This is a genomic window from Rheinheimera sp. 4Y26, assembly GCF_025245835.1.
In the GTDB taxonomy this organism is placed as follows: Bacteria; Pseudomonadota; Gammaproteobacteria; order Enterobacterales; family Alteromonadaceae; genus Pararheinheimera.
Genome location: NZ_JAOBWS010000015.1, coordinates 23,213 through 38,681 on the forward strand (window position 1 = coordinate 23,213; position 15,469 = coordinate 38,681).

At 50.1% G+C, this 15,469-nt stretch carries 17 protein-coding genes; 5 read left to right on the forward strand and 12 right to left on the reverse strand.

Translation table 11 applies throughout. The features are described from left to right. Positions 1-4 precede the first annotated feature (4 nt). From N3Z11_RS15835 to ccoG, 6 genes are all read right to left on the reverse strand, one after another. Positions 5-550 carry a hydrolase gene (locus N3Z11_RS15835; protein WP_260658174.1) on the reverse strand — a complete coding sequence of 182 codons (546 nt, stop codon included), beginning with the start codon at positions 548-550 and terminating at the stop codon, positions 5-7. Positions 551-729: 179 nt separating this feature from the next. After that, positions 730-1,581 (reverse strand): PA4780 family RIO1-like protein kinase, encoded by an 852-nt coding sequence (locus tag N3Z11_RS15840; RefSeq protein ID WP_260658175.1) that lies wholly within the window; start codon positions 1,579-1,581, stop codon positions 730-732. Positions 1,582-1,687: 106 nt separating this feature from the next. Then, a complete protein-coding gene (locus N3Z11_RS15845; protein WP_260658176.1) occupies positions 1,688-2,329 on the reverse strand; it encodes a thiol:disulfide interchange protein DsbA/DsbL in 642 nt (213 codons plus the stop codon). A gap of 18 nt (positions 2,330-2,347) precedes the next feature. Continuing rightward, entirely contained in the window at positions 2,348-2,986 is a 639-nt protein-coding gene (locus N3Z11_RS15850; RefSeq protein WP_260658177.1) for a thiol:disulfide interchange protein DsbA/DsbL, read from the reverse strand. Positions 2,987-3,106: 120 nt separating this feature from the next. Beyond that, positions 3,107-4,090 carry a serine/threonine protein kinase gene (locus N3Z11_RS15855; protein WP_260658178.1) on the reverse strand — a complete coding sequence of 328 codons (984 nt, stop codon included), beginning with the start codon at positions 4,088-4,090 and terminating at the stop codon, positions 3,107-3,109. A 114-nt stretch (positions 4,091-4,204) separates the two neighbouring features. Continuing rightward, positions 4,205-5,656 (reverse strand): cytochrome c oxidase accessory protein CcoG, encoded by a 1,452-nt coding sequence (gene ccoG / locus N3Z11_RS15860; protein ID WP_260658179.1) that lies wholly within the window; start codon positions 5,654-5,656, stop codon positions 4,205-4,207. A 323-nt stretch (positions 5,657-5,979) separates the two neighbouring features. On the opposite strand from ccoG, the gene N3Z11_RS15865 reads away from it, so the two are divergent. After that, entirely contained in the window at positions 5,980-6,342 is a 363-nt protein-coding gene (locus N3Z11_RS15865) for a hypothetical protein (protein ID WP_260658180.1), read from the forward strand. Between the two features lie 18 nt (positions 6,343-6,360). Here the strand turns inward: N3Z11_RS15865 and N3Z11_RS15870 are convergent, their stop codons facing one another. From N3Z11_RS15870 to purT, 3 genes are all read right to left on the reverse strand, one after another. After that, positions 6,361-6,708, reverse strand: coding sequence for a ribbon-helix-helix protein, CopG family (locus N3Z11_RS15870; protein WP_260658181.1), 348 nt, complete (start codon positions 6,706-6,708; stop codon positions 6,361-6,363). Further along, positions 6,665-7,363 carry an AAA family ATPase gene (locus tag N3Z11_RS15875; RefSeq protein WP_260658182.1) on the reverse strand — a complete coding sequence of 233 codons (699 nt, stop codon included), beginning with the start codon at positions 7,361-7,363 and terminating at the stop codon, positions 6,665-6,667. The genes N3Z11_RS15870 and N3Z11_RS15875 overlap by 44 nt, the downstream gene beginning before the upstream one ends. Positions 7,364-7,535: 172 nt before the next feature. Continuing rightward, entirely contained in the window at positions 7,536-8,717 is a 1,182-nt protein-coding gene (gene purT / locus N3Z11_RS15880; protein ID WP_260658183.1) for a formate-dependent phosphoribosylglycinamide formyltransferase, read from the reverse strand. 261 nt (positions 8,718-8,978) lie between these two features. Between purT and N3Z11_RS15885 the strand changes: the two genes are divergently transcribed. Genes N3Z11_RS15885 through N3Z11_RS15895 form a run of 3 tightly spaced genes read left to right on the forward strand, consistent with a single transcriptional unit; the run spans position 8,979 to position 10,679 of the window. Next, positions 8,979-9,245, forward strand: coding sequence for a GNAT family N-acetyltransferase (locus tag N3Z11_RS15885; protein ID WP_260658184.1), 267 nt, complete (start codon positions 8,979-8,981; stop codon positions 9,243-9,245). Positions 9,246-9,276: 31 nt separating this feature from the next. Then, the gene (locus tag N3Z11_RS15890) at positions 9,277-10,461 is read left to right on the forward strand and encodes a benzoate/H(+) symporter BenE family transporter (protein WP_260658185.1); all 1,185 of its coding nucleotides are present in this window, start codon (positions 9,277-9,279) and stop codon (positions 10,459-10,461) included. Continuing rightward, complete coding sequence (locus tag N3Z11_RS15895) at positions 10,461-10,679, forward strand: cysteine-rich CWC family protein (RefSeq protein ID WP_260658186.1); 219 nt, start codon at positions 10,461-10,463, stop codon at positions 10,677-10,679. The genes N3Z11_RS15890 and N3Z11_RS15895 overlap by 1 nt, the downstream gene beginning before the upstream one ends. 50 nt (positions 10,680-10,729) lie before the next feature. On the opposite strand, the gene N3Z11_RS15900 is transcribed toward N3Z11_RS15895, so the two are convergent. From N3Z11_RS15900 to N3Z11_RS15910, 3 genes are all read right to left on the reverse strand, one after another. Beyond that, a complete protein-coding gene (locus N3Z11_RS15900) occupies positions 10,730-11,512 on the reverse strand; it encodes a peptidylprolyl isomerase (RefSeq protein WP_260658187.1) in 783 nt (260 codons plus the stop codon). A 143-nt stretch (positions 11,513-11,655) separates the two neighbouring features. Further along, positions 11,656-13,554 (reverse strand): tetratricopeptide repeat protein, encoded by a 1,899-nt coding sequence (locus N3Z11_RS15905; RefSeq protein WP_260658188.1) that lies wholly within the window; start codon positions 13,552-13,554, stop codon positions 11,656-11,658. Positions 13,555-13,591: 37 nt separating this feature from the next. Beyond that, positions 13,592-13,864 carry a hypothetical protein gene (locus N3Z11_RS15910; RefSeq protein ID WP_260658189.1) on the reverse strand — a complete coding sequence of 91 codons (273 nt, stop codon included), beginning with the start codon at positions 13,862-13,864 and terminating at the stop codon, positions 13,592-13,594. Between the two features lie 264 nt (positions 13,865-14,128). Between N3Z11_RS15910 and N3Z11_RS15915 the strand changes: the two genes are divergently transcribed. Continuing rightward, positions 14,129-15,418, forward strand: coding sequence for a cation:proton antiporter (locus N3Z11_RS15915; RefSeq protein WP_260658190.1), 1,290 nt, complete (start codon positions 14,129-14,131; stop codon positions 15,416-15,418). Positions 15,419-15,469: the final 51 nt, after the last annotated feature.

Below are 15,469 nucleotides of genomic sequence, written 5' to 3' on the forward strand. Positions count from 1 at the left end.
GCCGTTAGCGGATCCAGCCCTGATTCAGACGCCTGAATTCGTCGGTGCCTGCTTTATCCAGCCATTCAAAAGCCAGCATTTCCAGACTGATAATACTGGCACCGGCCTGTTGCAACCGGGCCAGTGCCAGTTGTTTGTTCTCTTCGGTGCGCGAGCCCACGGCGCAGGCCACCACAAAGACCGCAAAGCCAGCCTCTAACAAATCCAGTGCGGTTTGCAGCACACAGACGTGGCTTTCGGTGCCTAGTAACACAATTTGCTGACGCTGCTGAACACGAATCGCCTGGGCAATATCGGCTTCCCGCCAGGCGCTGAAATGAATTTTGCTGTAAATATTGGCCGGTGCTATCAGTTGACGCAAATCAGGCACTGTTTGCCCTAGCCCCTGCGGATATTGTTCAGTAGCCAGCACAGGCACCTTTAGTTGCTGCGCCACCTGCAACACCCAAAGGGCTGAATGCTGCACCTGGGAAGTTTGAAAAATGGCCGGTGCCAGTTTTTGCTGAATATCAATCAGTATCACCAGGCTTTGTTCCCGCTCCAGTCGCATGACCTACTCCTGTGGTTGCCGTTTGCTCGTTTCATACCGCTGGCAGCCTTTGGTGAGCATGGCAGGCAAACTTGCGGCATCAAAGTTTTTCTGTGTTGGTTGCTGTCGTTTGGTGCACCGTCGCTTTTGGCTTGCTGCTGAACATCCAGCGCTAAGCACACAAAGATCAGGTTCAGCGGTCAATCGTCGTTTTGTTGCTGGCGCAGTTGCCGTTCCTGCATCTGGGCAAAAGCAGCCTTAATTTCTTCTAACACAGCGTCGACATCGGCTGCCGCTGTTGTGTCCTGGAATTGCCCTGTTAATTCAGCTTCAGGGTCAAAATCACCGGCCTGATACAAAGCCCGGATTTCTTCGGCGTATCTGGTTTTTAGCAGTTCTGGCGCAAACTGGCCGTAGTACTGCGTCATGTTGTTAATGTCGCGCTCCAGCATCCAGAGTGCATTATTATTGGCTGCTGCGTCGACCGCCTGAGGTAAGTCGATAATGACAGGGCCGTAGCTGTCGACCAATACGTTAAATTCCGACAAATCACCATGCACCAGACCCACCCCCAGCATCCGCATAATGTAACGCATCATGATGGCGTGATCTTCAATGGCCTGTTCTGCGGACATCGATACATCATTCAGCCTTGGCGCTACATCGCCATCGGCGTCTGTGACCAGTTCCATCAGCAGCACACCGTCAAAACAGCCATAAGGCTCGGGCACACGAACGCCGGCATCGGCTAATTTAGCCAGAGCTGAGACTTCGGCCTGTTGCCAGCTTTGCTCTTGTTGTTCCCGACCATAACGCGAGCCTTTTTCCATCGCTCTGGCCCGGCGCGAACTGCGCACCTTGCGGCCTTCCTGATACTGCACAGCCTGCTTAAAACTGCGCTGGCTGGCGTCTTTGTATACTTTGGCACAGCGGATCTGCCCGCCACAACGCACGACAAACACAGCGGCCTCTTTGCCGCTCATCAGTGGCCGTAGTACTTCATCAACCAGGCCTTCATCAACCAGTGGCTGGATTCTTTTTGGTATTTTCATGCAGCCGTTATACCTTAGTTTGCCATGCCTTGGAATGAATCATTGTGCCAGCGTTTTTAAAGCAAAAAAAAGCCCGGCAGCAGGCCGGGCTCAGATAACACATTTATTAGTCTTTTTTCGCCAGCAGGTAGGTCACCAGCTGTTGCAGTTCCTGATCAAAATTTTCTGAGTTCAGCTGGTCAAACTTCAGTTTGTATTTGCCATTCACCAACAGCATAGGGACACCGGTCAGTACACGCTTTTCTGACCAGTGGTTTTGGGTAGATTTCATCGCGTTGGCGCCAGTCACAATTGGCATGCTGTTGATTTTGGCGTCAAACACCTTGCCGTCAAAATCATTGACCACTAACAGGTTGCGAATATCAGCTTCATTGCTGAAAGTAGCGCGTTTTTGATGAATATAATCAAAAATCATCGCTGCAACTTTTTCACCCTGACCTGCGGATTTACCCACCAGATAAGCACGGGCCAGCGCGTTTTGTATCTCTGGTGCTGCGGCTTGCACAAAATCCACATGCACTTTTTCCAGCATCACGCCTTTTGGCAGCTGATTGGCCAGTTTATTGGCGAAAGGCTCAAAGCGGAAACAATGGCCACAATAAAAGGAAAAAAACTCTTTCACTTCAGGTTTGGCAGTGGCTTTTTCAGCCACCACTTCATAGTGGGTACCTTCAACAAATTCTGTCGCCTGAACGGTCAATGTCAGGCTGAGCAGTGCAACTGCACTGAGTAAAATACGGCGAAACATGATAAAACCTCCTGAAAATTAAGGCAGTTGCAGTAAATGGTTAACCAGCGCTTTTAAGTCCTGTTCCAGGTTGGACTGGTCCAGTTTGCTGAGGTCGATTTTGTAGCGGCCGTTGACAATAAAAGTCGGCACCGAAGTCAGCACACGGGATTTTGACAGGGTATTTTGTTCTTTTTGCATCAGGCTAACCTGAGATTTCACCACAAAGTTGTTGATGTTTTTGTCGTAGTCGGCGGCGTCAATACCTGCACTTAATACCACTTCACGAATATCCTGCTCGCTGGCAAAAGCTTTGCGTTTGGTATGAATGTGGTCAAATAAAGCGCGGTTCACTTCAGTACCTTTGCCTTTTACTTTGCCAATCACCATAGCGCGGCTTAAAGCCACCTGGGTTTCCTGTTTGGCGCCGCCCATAAAATCAACATGAAATTTTTTCAGCGCCACACCTTCAGGAAGAGATTTTTCCAGGCTCTGCACTACAGGTTCAAATGCGTTACAGTGTGGGCAATAAAAAGAGAAAAACTCTTTCACTTCAGGTTTGGCGGTTTTTTGCTCAGAAATAACCTGATAGTGTTCACCTTCTTCATATTTACCGGCAGCTTGTACCCCAGGCACCAGCAATAAAGCCGCTGCAAACCACATCATTAATTTTTTCATTTTTCAGTTCCAGAGTTACGTTCTATCGTCCATTACCGGCAAGCCGGCAGTCAGCTGGCGCACAGCTTACACCAAGCTAAATTCCGCTGTATAGCTGCTTGGCCTGATGAAATTTCATTGTTAATAATCAAACGGATGCATTTGCAATGATGGCTGTTGTAAACGCCATATTTGCTCCTGCAATACCACCAGCTGTTGTTGCCAATATGCTTCGGTGTTAAACCAGGGAAAATGCAAAGGGAAAGCCGGATCGACCCAGCGTCTGGCGAGCCACTCCATATAATGCACCATCCGCATCGCTCTGAGTGCTTCAATCAATTTAAGTTCCGCAAAATCAAAATCACAAAACTGTTGATATTCATCAAGTAACAAATCAAGCCGCATTCTTTGCTCCGGCGCTTCGCCTCCCAGTAGCATCCATAAATCCTGCATGGCTGGTGCCTGACGGCAATCATCGAGATCAACAAAAAATGGCTGTTGATGATAAAACAAGTTGCCTGGATGGCAATCGCCGTGACAGCGGATGGTGCGTTTAGGTTGATATTGTTGCTGGCATAACAGCTCTATTTGTTGCAATAACTGCTCAAGTTGTTGTCCTGTGTGCGTGCTGAACTGTCCTTGTTGCAGCAATAAATTGCGGCTTTGGCCGATAAATTCCTGCACCGACAGCTTTGGTCTGTGTAAAAAGTCTTTGGCGCCGCCAAGCTGATGGAGCTGACCTAAAAAACGCCCGAGTTGGCATAACTGTTCATCATCATCAATTTCCAATGGGCGGCCGCCGCGGCTTGGGAATACGGCAAACTGATAACCCTGATAGGGCAGCAGGGATTGCCCCTCGACCCTAAGTGGCGCCACCACAGGGATCTCGGCTTCGGCCAGTTCAAAAGCAAACTGATGCTCTTCCAGAATTTGTGCCGTACTCCAGCGCTGTGGCCGGTAAAACTTCACCACATAACGCAGGCCATCGTCGGCTTTAAACTGATACACCCGGTTTTCATAACTGTTTAAAGCCAACAAGCCGGATTCAGCATAAAAACCATAATGCTGGCAGGCATCAAGAATTAAGTCGGGGGAGAGTTCAGAAAAATCAAAAGCAGCGGCCATAACCAACCTCATCAAAAGCTGTGGGCAGTGTAACCGGCTCTGGACAAGACTGCGATGGCTTTGTTGGAGCAGCAGCTTAAACTGCTGCTCCGGTTCAGGCTTTAAATAGCAGGATTAACGGCCGGCAAAAAACTTACTGCCCTGGCTCAGTTCTACGTCAGGCTCGTCTTTGTCGCGTACCTGGAACTCTATATCCATCACAGGTTTTTTCGCATCGGCCGGGTCCAGCGACAGGCTGATCGGAATGCCGGCAGTATCGCCGCCTTTGATGGTGATTTCTTTTTCACCTATCCAGCTCGCTTGTTCCAGACCGGTGAAACTCAGCACAAAGGTTTGATCCTGCTGCGATTTATTGATGATTTTTAAGGTGTAGGTGTTTTCAATTAAACCTTCATCCGTTTCGCGGAACAAACTGCCACGGTCGCGCACCACGTCCAGCTCTGCCGGCATCCGGGTCCAGAGGGTCCAGGCAAAGGCAGTACAAACCACCAGCAGCACCACAAAATAACCCAGCAGTTTCGGCCGCAGCACTTTAGTCGGTTTGCCAGCCAGGCTGTGCTCGGTGGTGTAGCTGATCAGACCCTTGGCATAACCCATCTTGTCCATGGTGTCATCACAGGCATCAATACAGGCACCACAGTTGATGCACTCGTATTGCAGACCATTGCGGATATCAATACCTGTTGGGCACACATGCACACAGAGGTTACAGTCAATACAATCACCCAGACCTTTTTCTTTATAGTCGGCGTCTTTGCGCGAGCGTGGGCCGCGGTTTTCCCCCCGCACTGCGTCATAGGTCACGGTAAAAGTGTCTTTATCAAACATCGCAGACTGGAAGCGGGCGTAAGGGCAAATGTGGGTACACATAATTTCGCGCATCCAGCCGGCGTTGCCATAGGTACACACCATAAAAAACAACACAGATACCACGGCCCAGAAACCGGCATTACCGCTGAAAAAGTCGATAAACAGTTGATCTACCGGCGTAAAGTAACCGACAAAAATCAATGAAGTTAACAAGGAAAATGCCAGCCAGGCGAAGTGGGTCAGACCTTTTTTCAGCACTTTTTGCGCCGACCAGGGGTCTTTATCCAACTTCATTCTGTTATTACGGTTGCCCTGAATTTTTTCTTCAAACCAGATAAAAATAAAGGTCCAGACCGTTTGCGGACATAAATAACCACACCAGACCCGGCCATAAAAAGTAGTAACAAAAAACAAGGCGTAAGCGCCGATGACAAAAATCCAGGCCATGATGGTGAAGTCTTGTGGCCATAAGGTCATGCCAAAAATATTAAATTTTTGCTCGCCTATATCAAGCAGAATGGCCTGATGGCCGTCAAACTGCAGCCAGGGCAACAGCATAAACAGGCCCATAAAAATAAAACCCATATTGCGGCGTAATTTCTGATGTAAGCCTTTGACTGCCCGCACATAAATCCGATCCCGAACCGGGTAATTTTTTTGCTCTTTTGGATTGTGCATATCCACTTTAATAGGGATAGCCTGTTGCTTTTGTTGTGGTTCCACGCTGTACCTCTGATGCTGCAGCCAGGCCGGCATCTGTGTGGCCGGCACTGTGGGCGATTATAGCAGTAAATGCTGATGGATCATGGTCTTGCCTGCATTGCGGTAGATCAACTGCGGGCTTTATCACTGACATTCAGTGATCAAAGGCAAATTTTGTACCAAAATTTGCCGGGTCTGAATGCCTGATAAAGCGCAGGTTCAGCCAAGAATATGTAAACTTTGGCAACAGCAAAGTGTCAACAATGATGACAGTTTACTGTGTGAATCGGGTGCAAACCGTCAAAACACAATGCCGGATTTCGTTCGGGTTATTTTATGCGTAGAATAAGCGACAATGCGCAAATAAAGGTGTAATGATGAAAAAAGTCTTATGGTTTATCGTGTTAGTGCTGGCGCTTGCCACATTGTCAGATCATCCTGTGTTGCTGCCTTATAAACAACAACTGTACGCAAAATTCAGTGATTCAGCGCAAAATGCCAGCAAGGTGAAGTCGGATCAAAGTATGCGCGCCATTAAAACCCGTTTTGCTGAAATTGGTGGCAGTCTGGGCAGAGGTCAGCAAACCGAATTGGAACGGGTTGCCAGCAGTGCGGCCAATGTTCTGGATTTTTATCAACGGTATTGTGTGGAACGGCAGTTTCACCAACAGCTCTATGGTGACAGTATTACGCAGGTGTGTGCTGTCATCGAGAACAACCGTGGCGGTCTGACAAATTAACCAGACCGCACAGCGGTGTTACTCCACCTTTTTCACCACGACGGACTTACCTACGCCCACAGCGGCACTCTGATTTTGTTCGTTGACGCTGAGAATCAGCTGGCGGATCAATTTTGATTTTGACACGCCAGTTTCTTTACTCAGATTGTTTAACACTTCAATCGCTTCGGCACTTAAAGTGAAAGTTGCATGACGCATTGGTCCCTGACTCAGCAGATTTGCTGAATCTTCTTCCGGTGCCTGTCTGACACTAACGATTTTGGGGATCCCCATAGCGTAGTTTTCAGCATCGGCAATAAATTCTTCCACGGTGAAAGCGCGTTTATTCGATCGTGTTGAATTTTTTTTCAGATCGGTCAATGCCATCTTCTTGAATTGCCTTCATTGCCATCAGTTCAACAATAATGTCTTTGATTTCGGTAGCCGCTTTACCATCCGGCTCAGTGTCCATCACAGACATACCTTTTTCTTCACTGTCATCATAGATATTGCGGCTATAGGTGACGCCGTTTAACACCCGTAAATTAAAGCTGCGTACCACTTCTTTTGCATCGAGGATCCGGTTAGCCTGATTCGGTAACGAAGGGCACTGGGTCAGTACACAGGCAACTATCATGTCGGGGTTGACCACATTACAGTTGCTGACCAAATCTTCTAAGTGTTCCAGTGTTTTTAAATCACGGCGTTTTGGCCGTAATGGCAACAATACATGAGAGGCAACCGACATGGCGGAACGCAGCGCCACGCTATCCTGACCACCACAGTCGACGATGACATAATCGTAGTGATGTTCAAGGCTCTTCAGTTCATAACGGATCTTGCCGTACATTTGTACACAGTTGATCCATTGTACGTTCGGTGACAGGTGGCGTTCCTGCACCCAATCAGACGTGGTTCGCTGCGGATCACAATCCACCAGAATCACGTTGGCATTTTTCTGGGTTGAAAAATACACGGCGATATTTTGGGCCAGACAACTTTTGCCACTACCGCCTTTTTCCCCACCGACTAACAAAATCATGCACATTCCCTCTTCGTTGCGACCACGACAATTCAGCACTGCTGCTGCAGAACTGCAGGTTAAACTGATAGTTCAGTGCACAGATGTTGCTGACTATCAGTTTCTTAGTGTAGGAGACAACTCTGCAGACTGGCAAAGTTTGCCAATAAGTCTTTGCAGTTGTTGTGTCCTTTTATAACTCCACCCTGATCTGCTGAATTACATTCAGGGCTTTTTCTACCGCTTGCTCAATAGTGCCGGCCTGAGCCAGCGCAACACCGAGCCGGCGTTCCCCCTGTACTTCAGGTTTTCCGAATAAACGAATTTCAGTATCCGCTTCGGTCAATGCGCGGTCAAGCCCATGAAAACGCATCTGTTGTGATTGTCCCTGCACCAGTAATACAGCTGAGGCGGTGGGGCCAAGCTGCCGTATGACCGGAACAGGTAAACCCAGGATAGCGCGGGCATGCAGAGCAAACTCAGACAGGTTCTGTGACATCAGCGTCACCATGCCGGTGTCGTGTGGCCGCGGCGACACTTCGCTGAACCAGACATCGTCTCCTTTGATAAATAATTCAACTCCAAAAACGCCACGGCCACCCAGGGCATGGGTAATACGGCGGGCATAATCTTCCGCTTTGGCAAGGGCTGCGGCTGACATAGCTTGTGGCTGCCAGGACTCGCGGTAATCCCCTTTTTCCTGACGATGGCCAATCGGCGCACAAAATTGGGTGCCGCTGACAGAGCAGACGGTTAATAAGGTAATTTCGTAGTCAAAATCAACAAAGCCTTCCACTATCACCCGACCTTTGCCGGCGCGGCCGCCTTCCTGTGCATAAGCCCAGGCTGCTTCGACATCGGCATCAGATTTTAATACCGACTGACCTTTGCCGGACGACGACATAATGGGTTTGACCACACAGGGGTAGCCCACAGTGGCGATAGCGGCCAGATAACTGGCATGGTCATCGGCAAACTGGTAACGCGAGGTTTGCAGTTGCAGCTCTTCAGCAGCCAGACGGCGAATGCCTTCGCGGTTCATCGTCAGGTGTGCTGCACGGGCGCTTGGGATCACCTGAAAACCTTCCTGCTCCAGTTCCAGTAAAGTAGCCGTGGCGATAGCTTCTATTTCCGGCACAATCAGATCTGGTTTTTCTTTGATCACCAGCTGACGCAAGGCTGCGCCGTTGAGCATTGAAATCACATGATGGCGGTCTGCCACCTGCATGGCTGGGGCATTTACGTAGCGGTCAACGGCTATCACTTCACAGCCATAACGTTTTAATTCTATACATACTTCTTTGCCTAACTCGCCGGCGCCAAGTAACAATACCTTGGTGCTGGTTGGGCTGGCTGGGGTGCCAATGCTGGTCATAACCACTCCATCTGAAAAAGCCGCAGACGCTTTGGGCTGGGGCGATAAAATTTTTGGTAGATTAACAAGAAATTGGCGCTTTGCCTGCAGTTTTATCTGTATTGGCTCATGCATACCTAACCCTGGCTGAGGTGTCATGATGAGCAGCTGCACTGAATTGTCGCCATGTTGGATGGACTGAGCCAGGCGCTGGTACTTTGCGGTGCTGCGGCGTAAAGTAGTTGGGCTGTTTTTCTATGGTTATCAGCTGAGGAGCCCATTATGGATCAGGCGGTTATCCGACATTTGCCGGAGCAACATTGTTTTGTGCTGGATTTTGCAGGGCAGCAGGCCCGGCTGGACTATCAGCTTAGTACCGATGCATCCGGTGATGCCGTGCAGGTTAATTTTACCCATACTTTTGTGCCTGAAGCAGCGCGTGGCCAGGGGCTGGCCGAACAACTGGTGCGGGCGGGGCTGAGCTGGGCCAGAGCGCAGCAGTTGCAAATCGTCGCCAGCTGCTGGTACGTAGCAAAATTTTTGCGTTAGTGGTTGTTGTTACAGAACACTGGGAGTAGTGATGAAACCGGAAAAAACGCCAATGCAATGGCAGGACTGGAGTGTGTCGGCTGTGGTGGCCGGTTTTGTTGCTGTATTGGTAGGTTTTGCCAGTTCAGTGGCTATTGTGTTTCAGGCGGCCAGCGCGGCAGGGGCAGATCAGGCGGTGACAGCGTCCTGGATTGCGGTGCTGGGTTTTGCCATGGGCATCACCTGTATTGGCTTTTCCTGGTACTTTAAAGCGCCGGTGCTGACCGCCTGGTCTACGCCGGGCGCGGCTTTGCTGGCCAGCAGTTTAACGGATGTCAGTTTAGCCGAGGCTGTTGGTGTCTTTATGTTCAGTGCAGTACTGACTTTGTTGCTTGGCCTGAGCGGCTGGTTTGACAAACTCAGTAGCCGCATTCCGTTACCTATTGCCGCGGCCATGCTGGCTGGTATTTTATTTAAGTTTGGTCTGGCCATTTTTATCAGCCTGCCCGATGCTCCCGTGCTGGTGCTCACTATGTTAGGGGTGTTTCTGGCGGCAAAAAGATGGTGGCCCCGTTATGCGGTGCCGCTGGTGTTAATGGCCGGTTTGCTGTTTGCATCCGTCACGGGGCAATTGCAGCTAAACCAGGTGTCTTTGACGCTGGTGGAACCGGTATGGATCAGCCCAGAGTGGTCATGGCAGGCGCTGCTTGGCGTTGGTTTGCCGTTATTTCTGGTGACTATGACGTCACAAAATATTCCCGGTCTGGCGGTACTGAAGGCCAGTGGTTATCAGTTACCGGTGTCGCCGCTGTTAAGCTGGACCGGCCTGGTGACTTTGCTGACGGCTCCTTTGGGGAACTTTTCTATTAATCTGGCCGCTATTACGGCAGCCATCTGCAGTGGGCCTGAAGCTCATTCGGATCCGGCAAAACGTTATACTGCCGGCATTGCCGCCGGGGTGTTTTATTTGTTGACCGGCTTGGCCGGTGCCACAGTGGTGGCGCTGTTTGCGGCTTTTCCAAAGGCGCTGGTGGCAACAGTTGCTGGTGTGGCATTACTCGGCACTATTGCGTCCAATCTGGCGCAGGTCAGTGCGGAGTCGCCGCATCGTGATGCCGCTATGCTGACTTTTCTGGTTACAGCGTCCGGCCTGAGTTTTTGGGGTATTGCATCACCTTTCTGGGGTTTAGTGGCTGGTGTTGTTACTCTGGTGCTGCTGAACTGGCGGAGGGGATGATGAGCTTGTGTCCGGGTTGTGGCAAACAAAATCTGTGTGCGGTTAGTGCCGGTGAACCGGCTGAACATTGCTGGTGTTTGCGCTTGCCCTTTGGTTTAGCTGAGCAGGCCGGTTTGCAGGCAACAGAGTTTTGTTATTGCCAGGCTTGTCTGACGACTCTGGCGGCAAAGCTTGCCACTGAGCCCAATACCGGGTCCAGCATTGAGCACAAAACATAAACCGGGCAAAAGCCCGGTTTATGTTTTTGAGTACTGGGTTTTTCACAGACTTAGCAGCTGCGGCGACGCCAAACCAGTAAGGCTCCTGCCAGCAAACTGAACCAGCCAAGGCTGCCACCTGAGGAACCGGAACTTCCGCTGCTTGGCGTGCTAGTGATCAGTGTGTTGGTTTTTGGATTCAGGCCCGAAGCGGTATTTACTTCAGCATTAATCACGGTAATGCTTTCAATCATCACCAGGTTATTGCTTGTGACCGGCGTTTTGGCGGTACCGTCGGCTGCGGTGTAGTTACGCAGCGGCACTTCCGGGTAATTGGTGTTGAGGTTATTCGGTAAGTTGCTGATGGAATCAATAATTTCCATACCAGTGCCTGTCACCTGACCAAAAACAGTAAAACCACCGTTTTGCAGATCCAGATTGGCGCTGTTGTCGCTTAAATTAATAAACCACTGATTGGTTGCGCTATTCGGGTTGCCGCTGACTTTTGCCATCGCAATAGTGCCGCGAACATTGGATAACTTGGGTTCGTTGGCAATAGCCGCCAGCTGCGGAACTGCCACAAAAGGGGCGTTGTTGTCACCACTGAAGCGAAAACCACCACCCTGTAATACAAAACCTTTGACGCTGCGGTGAAATACAGTGTTCTGGTAACTGCCATTTTTGACATAAGCCAGGAAATTATTCACTGTGGCTGGGGTGGTTTGATCAAACAGGTTCACTTCAAAATTACCCAGACTGGTTTTCACCAGCACCACTGTTGCGCTGACTGGCGCACAAACAAACAACAGGGCGGCGGCCAGACTGGCCAGCACTGGGGCGGTTTTTTTCTGCATTGGGGTTACTCCGGATTTGAATATCAGCCGCAGCTTATACGACGGCTGAGTGCAGATGCCAGCGCCATTACATTTAGTCACCAATTGAATACAGATCATTGTAAAACAACTGGTTAATAAATAGTCAGCGCTGAAGGTCTGAACTATTGCTCTGTCAGTTGTTGCCAGTTTTGCAGGTAGCGGATAGCGTTGGGATGTTCGCCTGCCTGCTCAAAATATAATTTGGCTTTGGCAAAATCGCGGGGAACAACTTTGCCTTCAAAATACAGCAGTCCGAGGTAATAGTTAGCGCTGTTGCTGCCGGCAGCAGCCGCTTCAGTTAATAATGCCAAAGCTTTGGCTGCGTCTTCTTTCACACCTTTGCCAAACAGATACAACAGGGCCAGCCGGTTTTTAGCGGGGGTATAACCTTCGGCGGCTGCATACTGGTAAAAATGCGCGGCAGTTTTGGCGTCCTGGCTAACACCTTCACCATCATCAAACATCAGACCGGCATTAAAGGCACAGGCAACATTGCCTTGTTTGCTGCACAACATAAACCAGCGGTTGGCCAGTTCGCTGTTTTTGGGCAGCAATTCACCATCACGGTACAAAGTGCCGAGCCTGAGCATAGCTCTGCTAAAAAAACGCTCTGCAGCCAGCTGATAATAATGCAGTGCAAGTTTGGGGTTGGCTTCGCCAAACACTGCTTCTTCATAACCATAACCAAGCAGATAAAGCGCTTCCGGATGCCAGTTTTTACTGGCTTGCAGCAAATAAGCTTCGGCCGCCGGTACTTTGGCTGGCAATGGGCTTTCCTGCATCAGTTGTGATGCATAAAGATAAGCGGCAACGCTATTGCCTTGATCGGCCAAAGGTTTTAATTGTGCAGCCAGAGTGGCCTGTTGCTCTGGGTGTTGTTCCAGCTGTGACAACAGATAAAAAGCCCGGGCGTCCTGCAAGCCGGCGGCAGCTGCTTCTTTTAACCAGAAATCGCCTTGCGCCGGGTCGGACTTGCCAAATTTATTACCAAAATAATAACGCGACAGCTGCAACTCCGCCTGACCGGCACCGGCCAGCTCGTTAATTTGCGCTCGTTGCAAGCGGATATTGTCGGCATCTACTTTGCCAAGCCGGCCGCTTTGATGCAGAAACAGCAAAAATTGCAGCGCTGGCACGTAGTCATCGTCAGCTGCAGCCATTAACCATTGGTGACATTGGTTTTTGCTGAGTGTCAGTTCCACCTGATAACAGAGTTCCGCCAGTTTGACTGCCGCCTGATGCGAACCCTGGCCGATGCCTTGCAGATAAAGATTGGCCGCCTGTGTTGTATCGCCATTTTGCTGCAGCATCATGGCCACAGGCACCAGCAACACTGAATTGGTTTTGGTGTATTCCGGCTGCATCTGCCGGCTCCAGCCGTCAACCAGGCCGGTAAAAGGGAAAGGGATTTGATCCAATGCATGCAGATAGCGCTGATTTTCCAGATAAATAGCTTTAAATTTCTGCTCGTTGTTGTCGTAGACCTGCAGCACATAATGCAGGGCGTTATTGCTGGCGGAAAGTTCGGCATAATAATCCAGCACCTGCATACCGAGCAGTTGCACCAAATCGTGGCCGTCCTGATACAGATTGATTTGATAAGCACCGTAAGCGGTTTTGCCATGACCGCTTTGCAAAATACCGCTGCGCAGATAGTTCAGATAACTATGCCAGTGTTTTAACTGAGCCTTATTCTGCTGTTCGCTAAAACACTGAATGGCATGACGATAAAACGCCAGAGTCCAGAAATTGTCTTTTTGCCCTTGTTGCCAGTCGAGCTGTTGACAGTTTTTAGTTGCAGCCTGTTTTTGCCATTCATTCCAGGCAGACGCAGTGTTGGCCACTTCAGCGCTTTGCAGATAGCTCTGATACAAGGTGGCATAAGGCGGCAGTTGTTCGGCGGCAGGCAAGTTATTGATAGTCTGCAGATATAACTGTGCTGCGGTTGGCGCAGTGGCTTTGCTCTGACAGCCAGACAACAACCAGAGGCAACAACACAGGCTTATCAGACGCAATATCACAAGATGCTTCCCTGTTTTTTGGCAACAACAAAAGTGGTTATTCGGCTTCCAGCCAGGGCGTTTCTGGCAGCAGATCCAGATGTTGCTCATAACGGGCCAGATTAAACTGTTGTTGCTGTTCAACTACGGCCAGCATTTCCGGCGCCAGGGCGCAGGCAATCAGTTCCATCGCTTCTTCCTGGCTATGGCCAGTCATGCGCAGGCGCATTAAAGTCGCTTTGACTTTGGCCGGGTACGCGTCAGCCAGCTGGTTTTCAATGACTTCAAACAGCAGGCTTTGATCAACCTGTTCAGACTCTTGATTTGACATCAGTATATTCCGTATGCAAAAGCTGCAGCATGCCAGAAATGCCCTGTATTGCCTAGGCGCAGAGCCGATAAATAGCCTGTCATCACTGCAAATACCGCCGTTGATAAAGTGCTTGCTATGGCGTTGGCGCAGCGTTATGTTGCTGTGATAACAACACAGACCGGCTGTAGCCGGCGGTGAAGCGGGCCAGCGCCCGGTCTTTCGGTACAACAACCCTCTGTCCTGCATTGCCTTATAAAACAACAGCAATAGCGAGTGATATCTATGACAAATCCCGAGTTGGCCTGGGCCTTTCTCCAGCAGTTAGTGGTCATTTTACTGGCCGCACAACTGTTTGGTTATTTAGCTAAATTTATCGGCCAGCCTCGTGTAGTGGGTGAAATGATTGCCGGTGTGGTGCTTGGGCCTTCGTTATTGGGTTTGTTTTGGCCACAGCTGCAACAAAGTATTTTTGTCGCCGACACTATGCCTATGTTGTACACAGGCGCCCAAATTGGCGTTGGTCTTTATATGTTTCTGGTCGGGTTGGAGTTTAATACCTTCTTGTTCCGGCAGCAGGCGCGAAGTGCCATTGGCGTGTCGCTGGCCGGCATGATAGTTCCTTTTATCGTCGGCGCTTTGCTTTGTCTGTGGTTGCTTGGCCAGCCGGGCTTGTTTGCTGCGGATATTTCTTTTGCCAATGCCGCACTTTTTATGGGCGCCGCCATTGCTATAACGGCCTTTCCAATGCTGGCGCGCATTATTTATGAACGAAAACTGGCGGGTACTGCGCTGGGCACTCTGGCTTTAGCTGCAGGCGCCATTGATGACGCTGCTGCCTGGGTAGTGCTGGCTGTGGTACTGGCTAGTTTTGGCGGCGGTGCTGTGTTGGCCATCAAAGCGGTGATTGGTGGGTTGATTTACGCCGCTTTTATGCTGACTAAGGCCCGTGGCTGGTTACAACCGCTGGCCGACAAAGCAGATAAAACCGGAGTGTTAACCCAGCCGGTGTTTTTGCTGGTGTTGCTGCTGTGGGCGTTATCGGCTTACGCCATGGAGTGGGTGGGCCTGCATGCTGTATTTGGTGGTTTTTTATTGGGTATTGCCATGCCCAGGGGCAAAATGAGTGAAATTGTCAGCGCCCGTTTAAGCAAAATCACCGTTTTTTTGCTGTTGCCGATGTTTTTTACTTATTCAGGTTTAAAAACCCAGCTGGATGTTTTGGGCTCCTGGCAGGTGTTTTCCACAGCGTTGATTATTCTGGCGGCCTCTGTTTTTGCCAAAGGTGTGGCCTGTTGGGCAGCCGCGCGCATTGGCGGAGCCGATAACCGCACTGCCATGGCAGTAGGCGCTTTAATGAACTCCCGCGGCCTGATGGAGCTGATTATTATTAATATTGCGCTGAGTTATGGCGTGATCCAGCAAGGTTTGTTTTCCATTATGGTGTTAATGGCGATAGTGACCACTCTGATGGCCACACCGTTATTTCAGCTGGTGTACGGCAGGCATATGGCCAAAACAGCGCCGGCAGCAGCGGCACAGGACATCAACCCTACAGCGCTCAAAGCGGGCTAAGCCCGGTTGATACAGTATCAAAAAGGGGCGCTGCCATTGGCTGCGCCCCTT

Excerpts from the sequence above, each read along its gene's own strand:
- N3Z11_RS15835 (WP_260658174.1), bottom strand. The coding sequence starts at position 550 with ATGCGACTGGAGCGGGAACAAAGCCTGGTGATACTGATTGATATTCAG.
- N3Z11_RS15840 (WP_260658175.1), bottom strand. The coding sequence starts at position 1,581 with ATGAAAATACCAAAAAGAATCCAGCCACTGGTTGATGAAGGCCTGGTT.
- N3Z11_RS15845 (WP_260658176.1), bottom strand. The coding sequence starts at position 2,329 with ATGTTTCGCCGTATTTTACTCAGTGCAGTTGCACTGCTCAGCCTGACA.
- N3Z11_RS15850 (WP_260658177.1), bottom strand. The coding sequence starts at position 2,986 with ATGAAAAAATTAATGATGTGGTTTGCAGCGGCTTTATTGCTGGTGCCT.
- N3Z11_RS15855 (WP_260658178.1), bottom strand. The coding sequence starts at position 4,090 with ATGGCCGCTGCTTTTGATTTTTCTGAACTCTCCCCCGACTTAATTCTT.
- ccoG (WP_260658179.1), bottom strand. The coding sequence starts at position 5,656 with ATGCCGGCCTGGCTGCAGCATCAGAGGTACAGCGTGGAACCACAACAA.
- N3Z11_RS15865 (WP_260658180.1), top strand. The coding sequence starts at position 5,980 with ATGAAAAAAGTCTTATGGTTTATCGTGTTAGTGCTGGCGCTTGCCACA.
- N3Z11_RS15870 (WP_260658181.1), bottom strand. The coding sequence starts at position 6,708 with ATGGCATTGACCGATCTGAAAAAAAATTCAACACGATCGAATAAACGC.
- N3Z11_RS15875 (WP_260658182.1), bottom strand. The coding sequence starts at position 7,363 with ATGATTTTGTTAGTCGGTGGGGAAAAAGGCGGTAGTGGCAAAAGTTGT.
- purT (WP_260658183.1), bottom strand. The coding sequence starts at position 8,717 with ATGACCAGCATTGGCACCCCAGCCAGCCCAACCAGCACCAAGGTATTG.
- N3Z11_RS15885 (WP_260658184.1), top strand. The coding sequence starts at position 8,979 with ATGGATCAGGCGGTTATCCGACATTTGCCGGAGCAACATTGTTTTGTG.
- N3Z11_RS15890 (WP_260658185.1), top strand. The coding sequence starts at position 9,277 with ATGAAACCGGAAAAAACGCCAATGCAATGGCAGGACTGGAGTGTGTCG.
- N3Z11_RS15895 (WP_260658186.1), top strand. The coding sequence starts at position 10,461 with ATGAGCTTGTGTCCGGGTTGTGGCAAACAAAATCTGTGTGCGGTTAGT.
- N3Z11_RS15900 (WP_260658187.1), bottom strand. The coding sequence starts at position 11,512 with ATGCAGAAAAAAACCGCCCCAGTGCTGGCCAGTCTGGCCGCCGCCCTG.
- N3Z11_RS15910 (WP_260658189.1), bottom strand. The coding sequence starts at position 13,864 with ATGTCAAATCAAGAGTCTGAACAGGTTGATCAAAGCCTGCTGTTTGAA.
- N3Z11_RS15915 (WP_260658190.1), top strand. The coding sequence starts at position 14,129 with ATGACAAATCCCGAGTTGGCCTGGGCCTTTCTCCAGCAGTTAGTGGTC.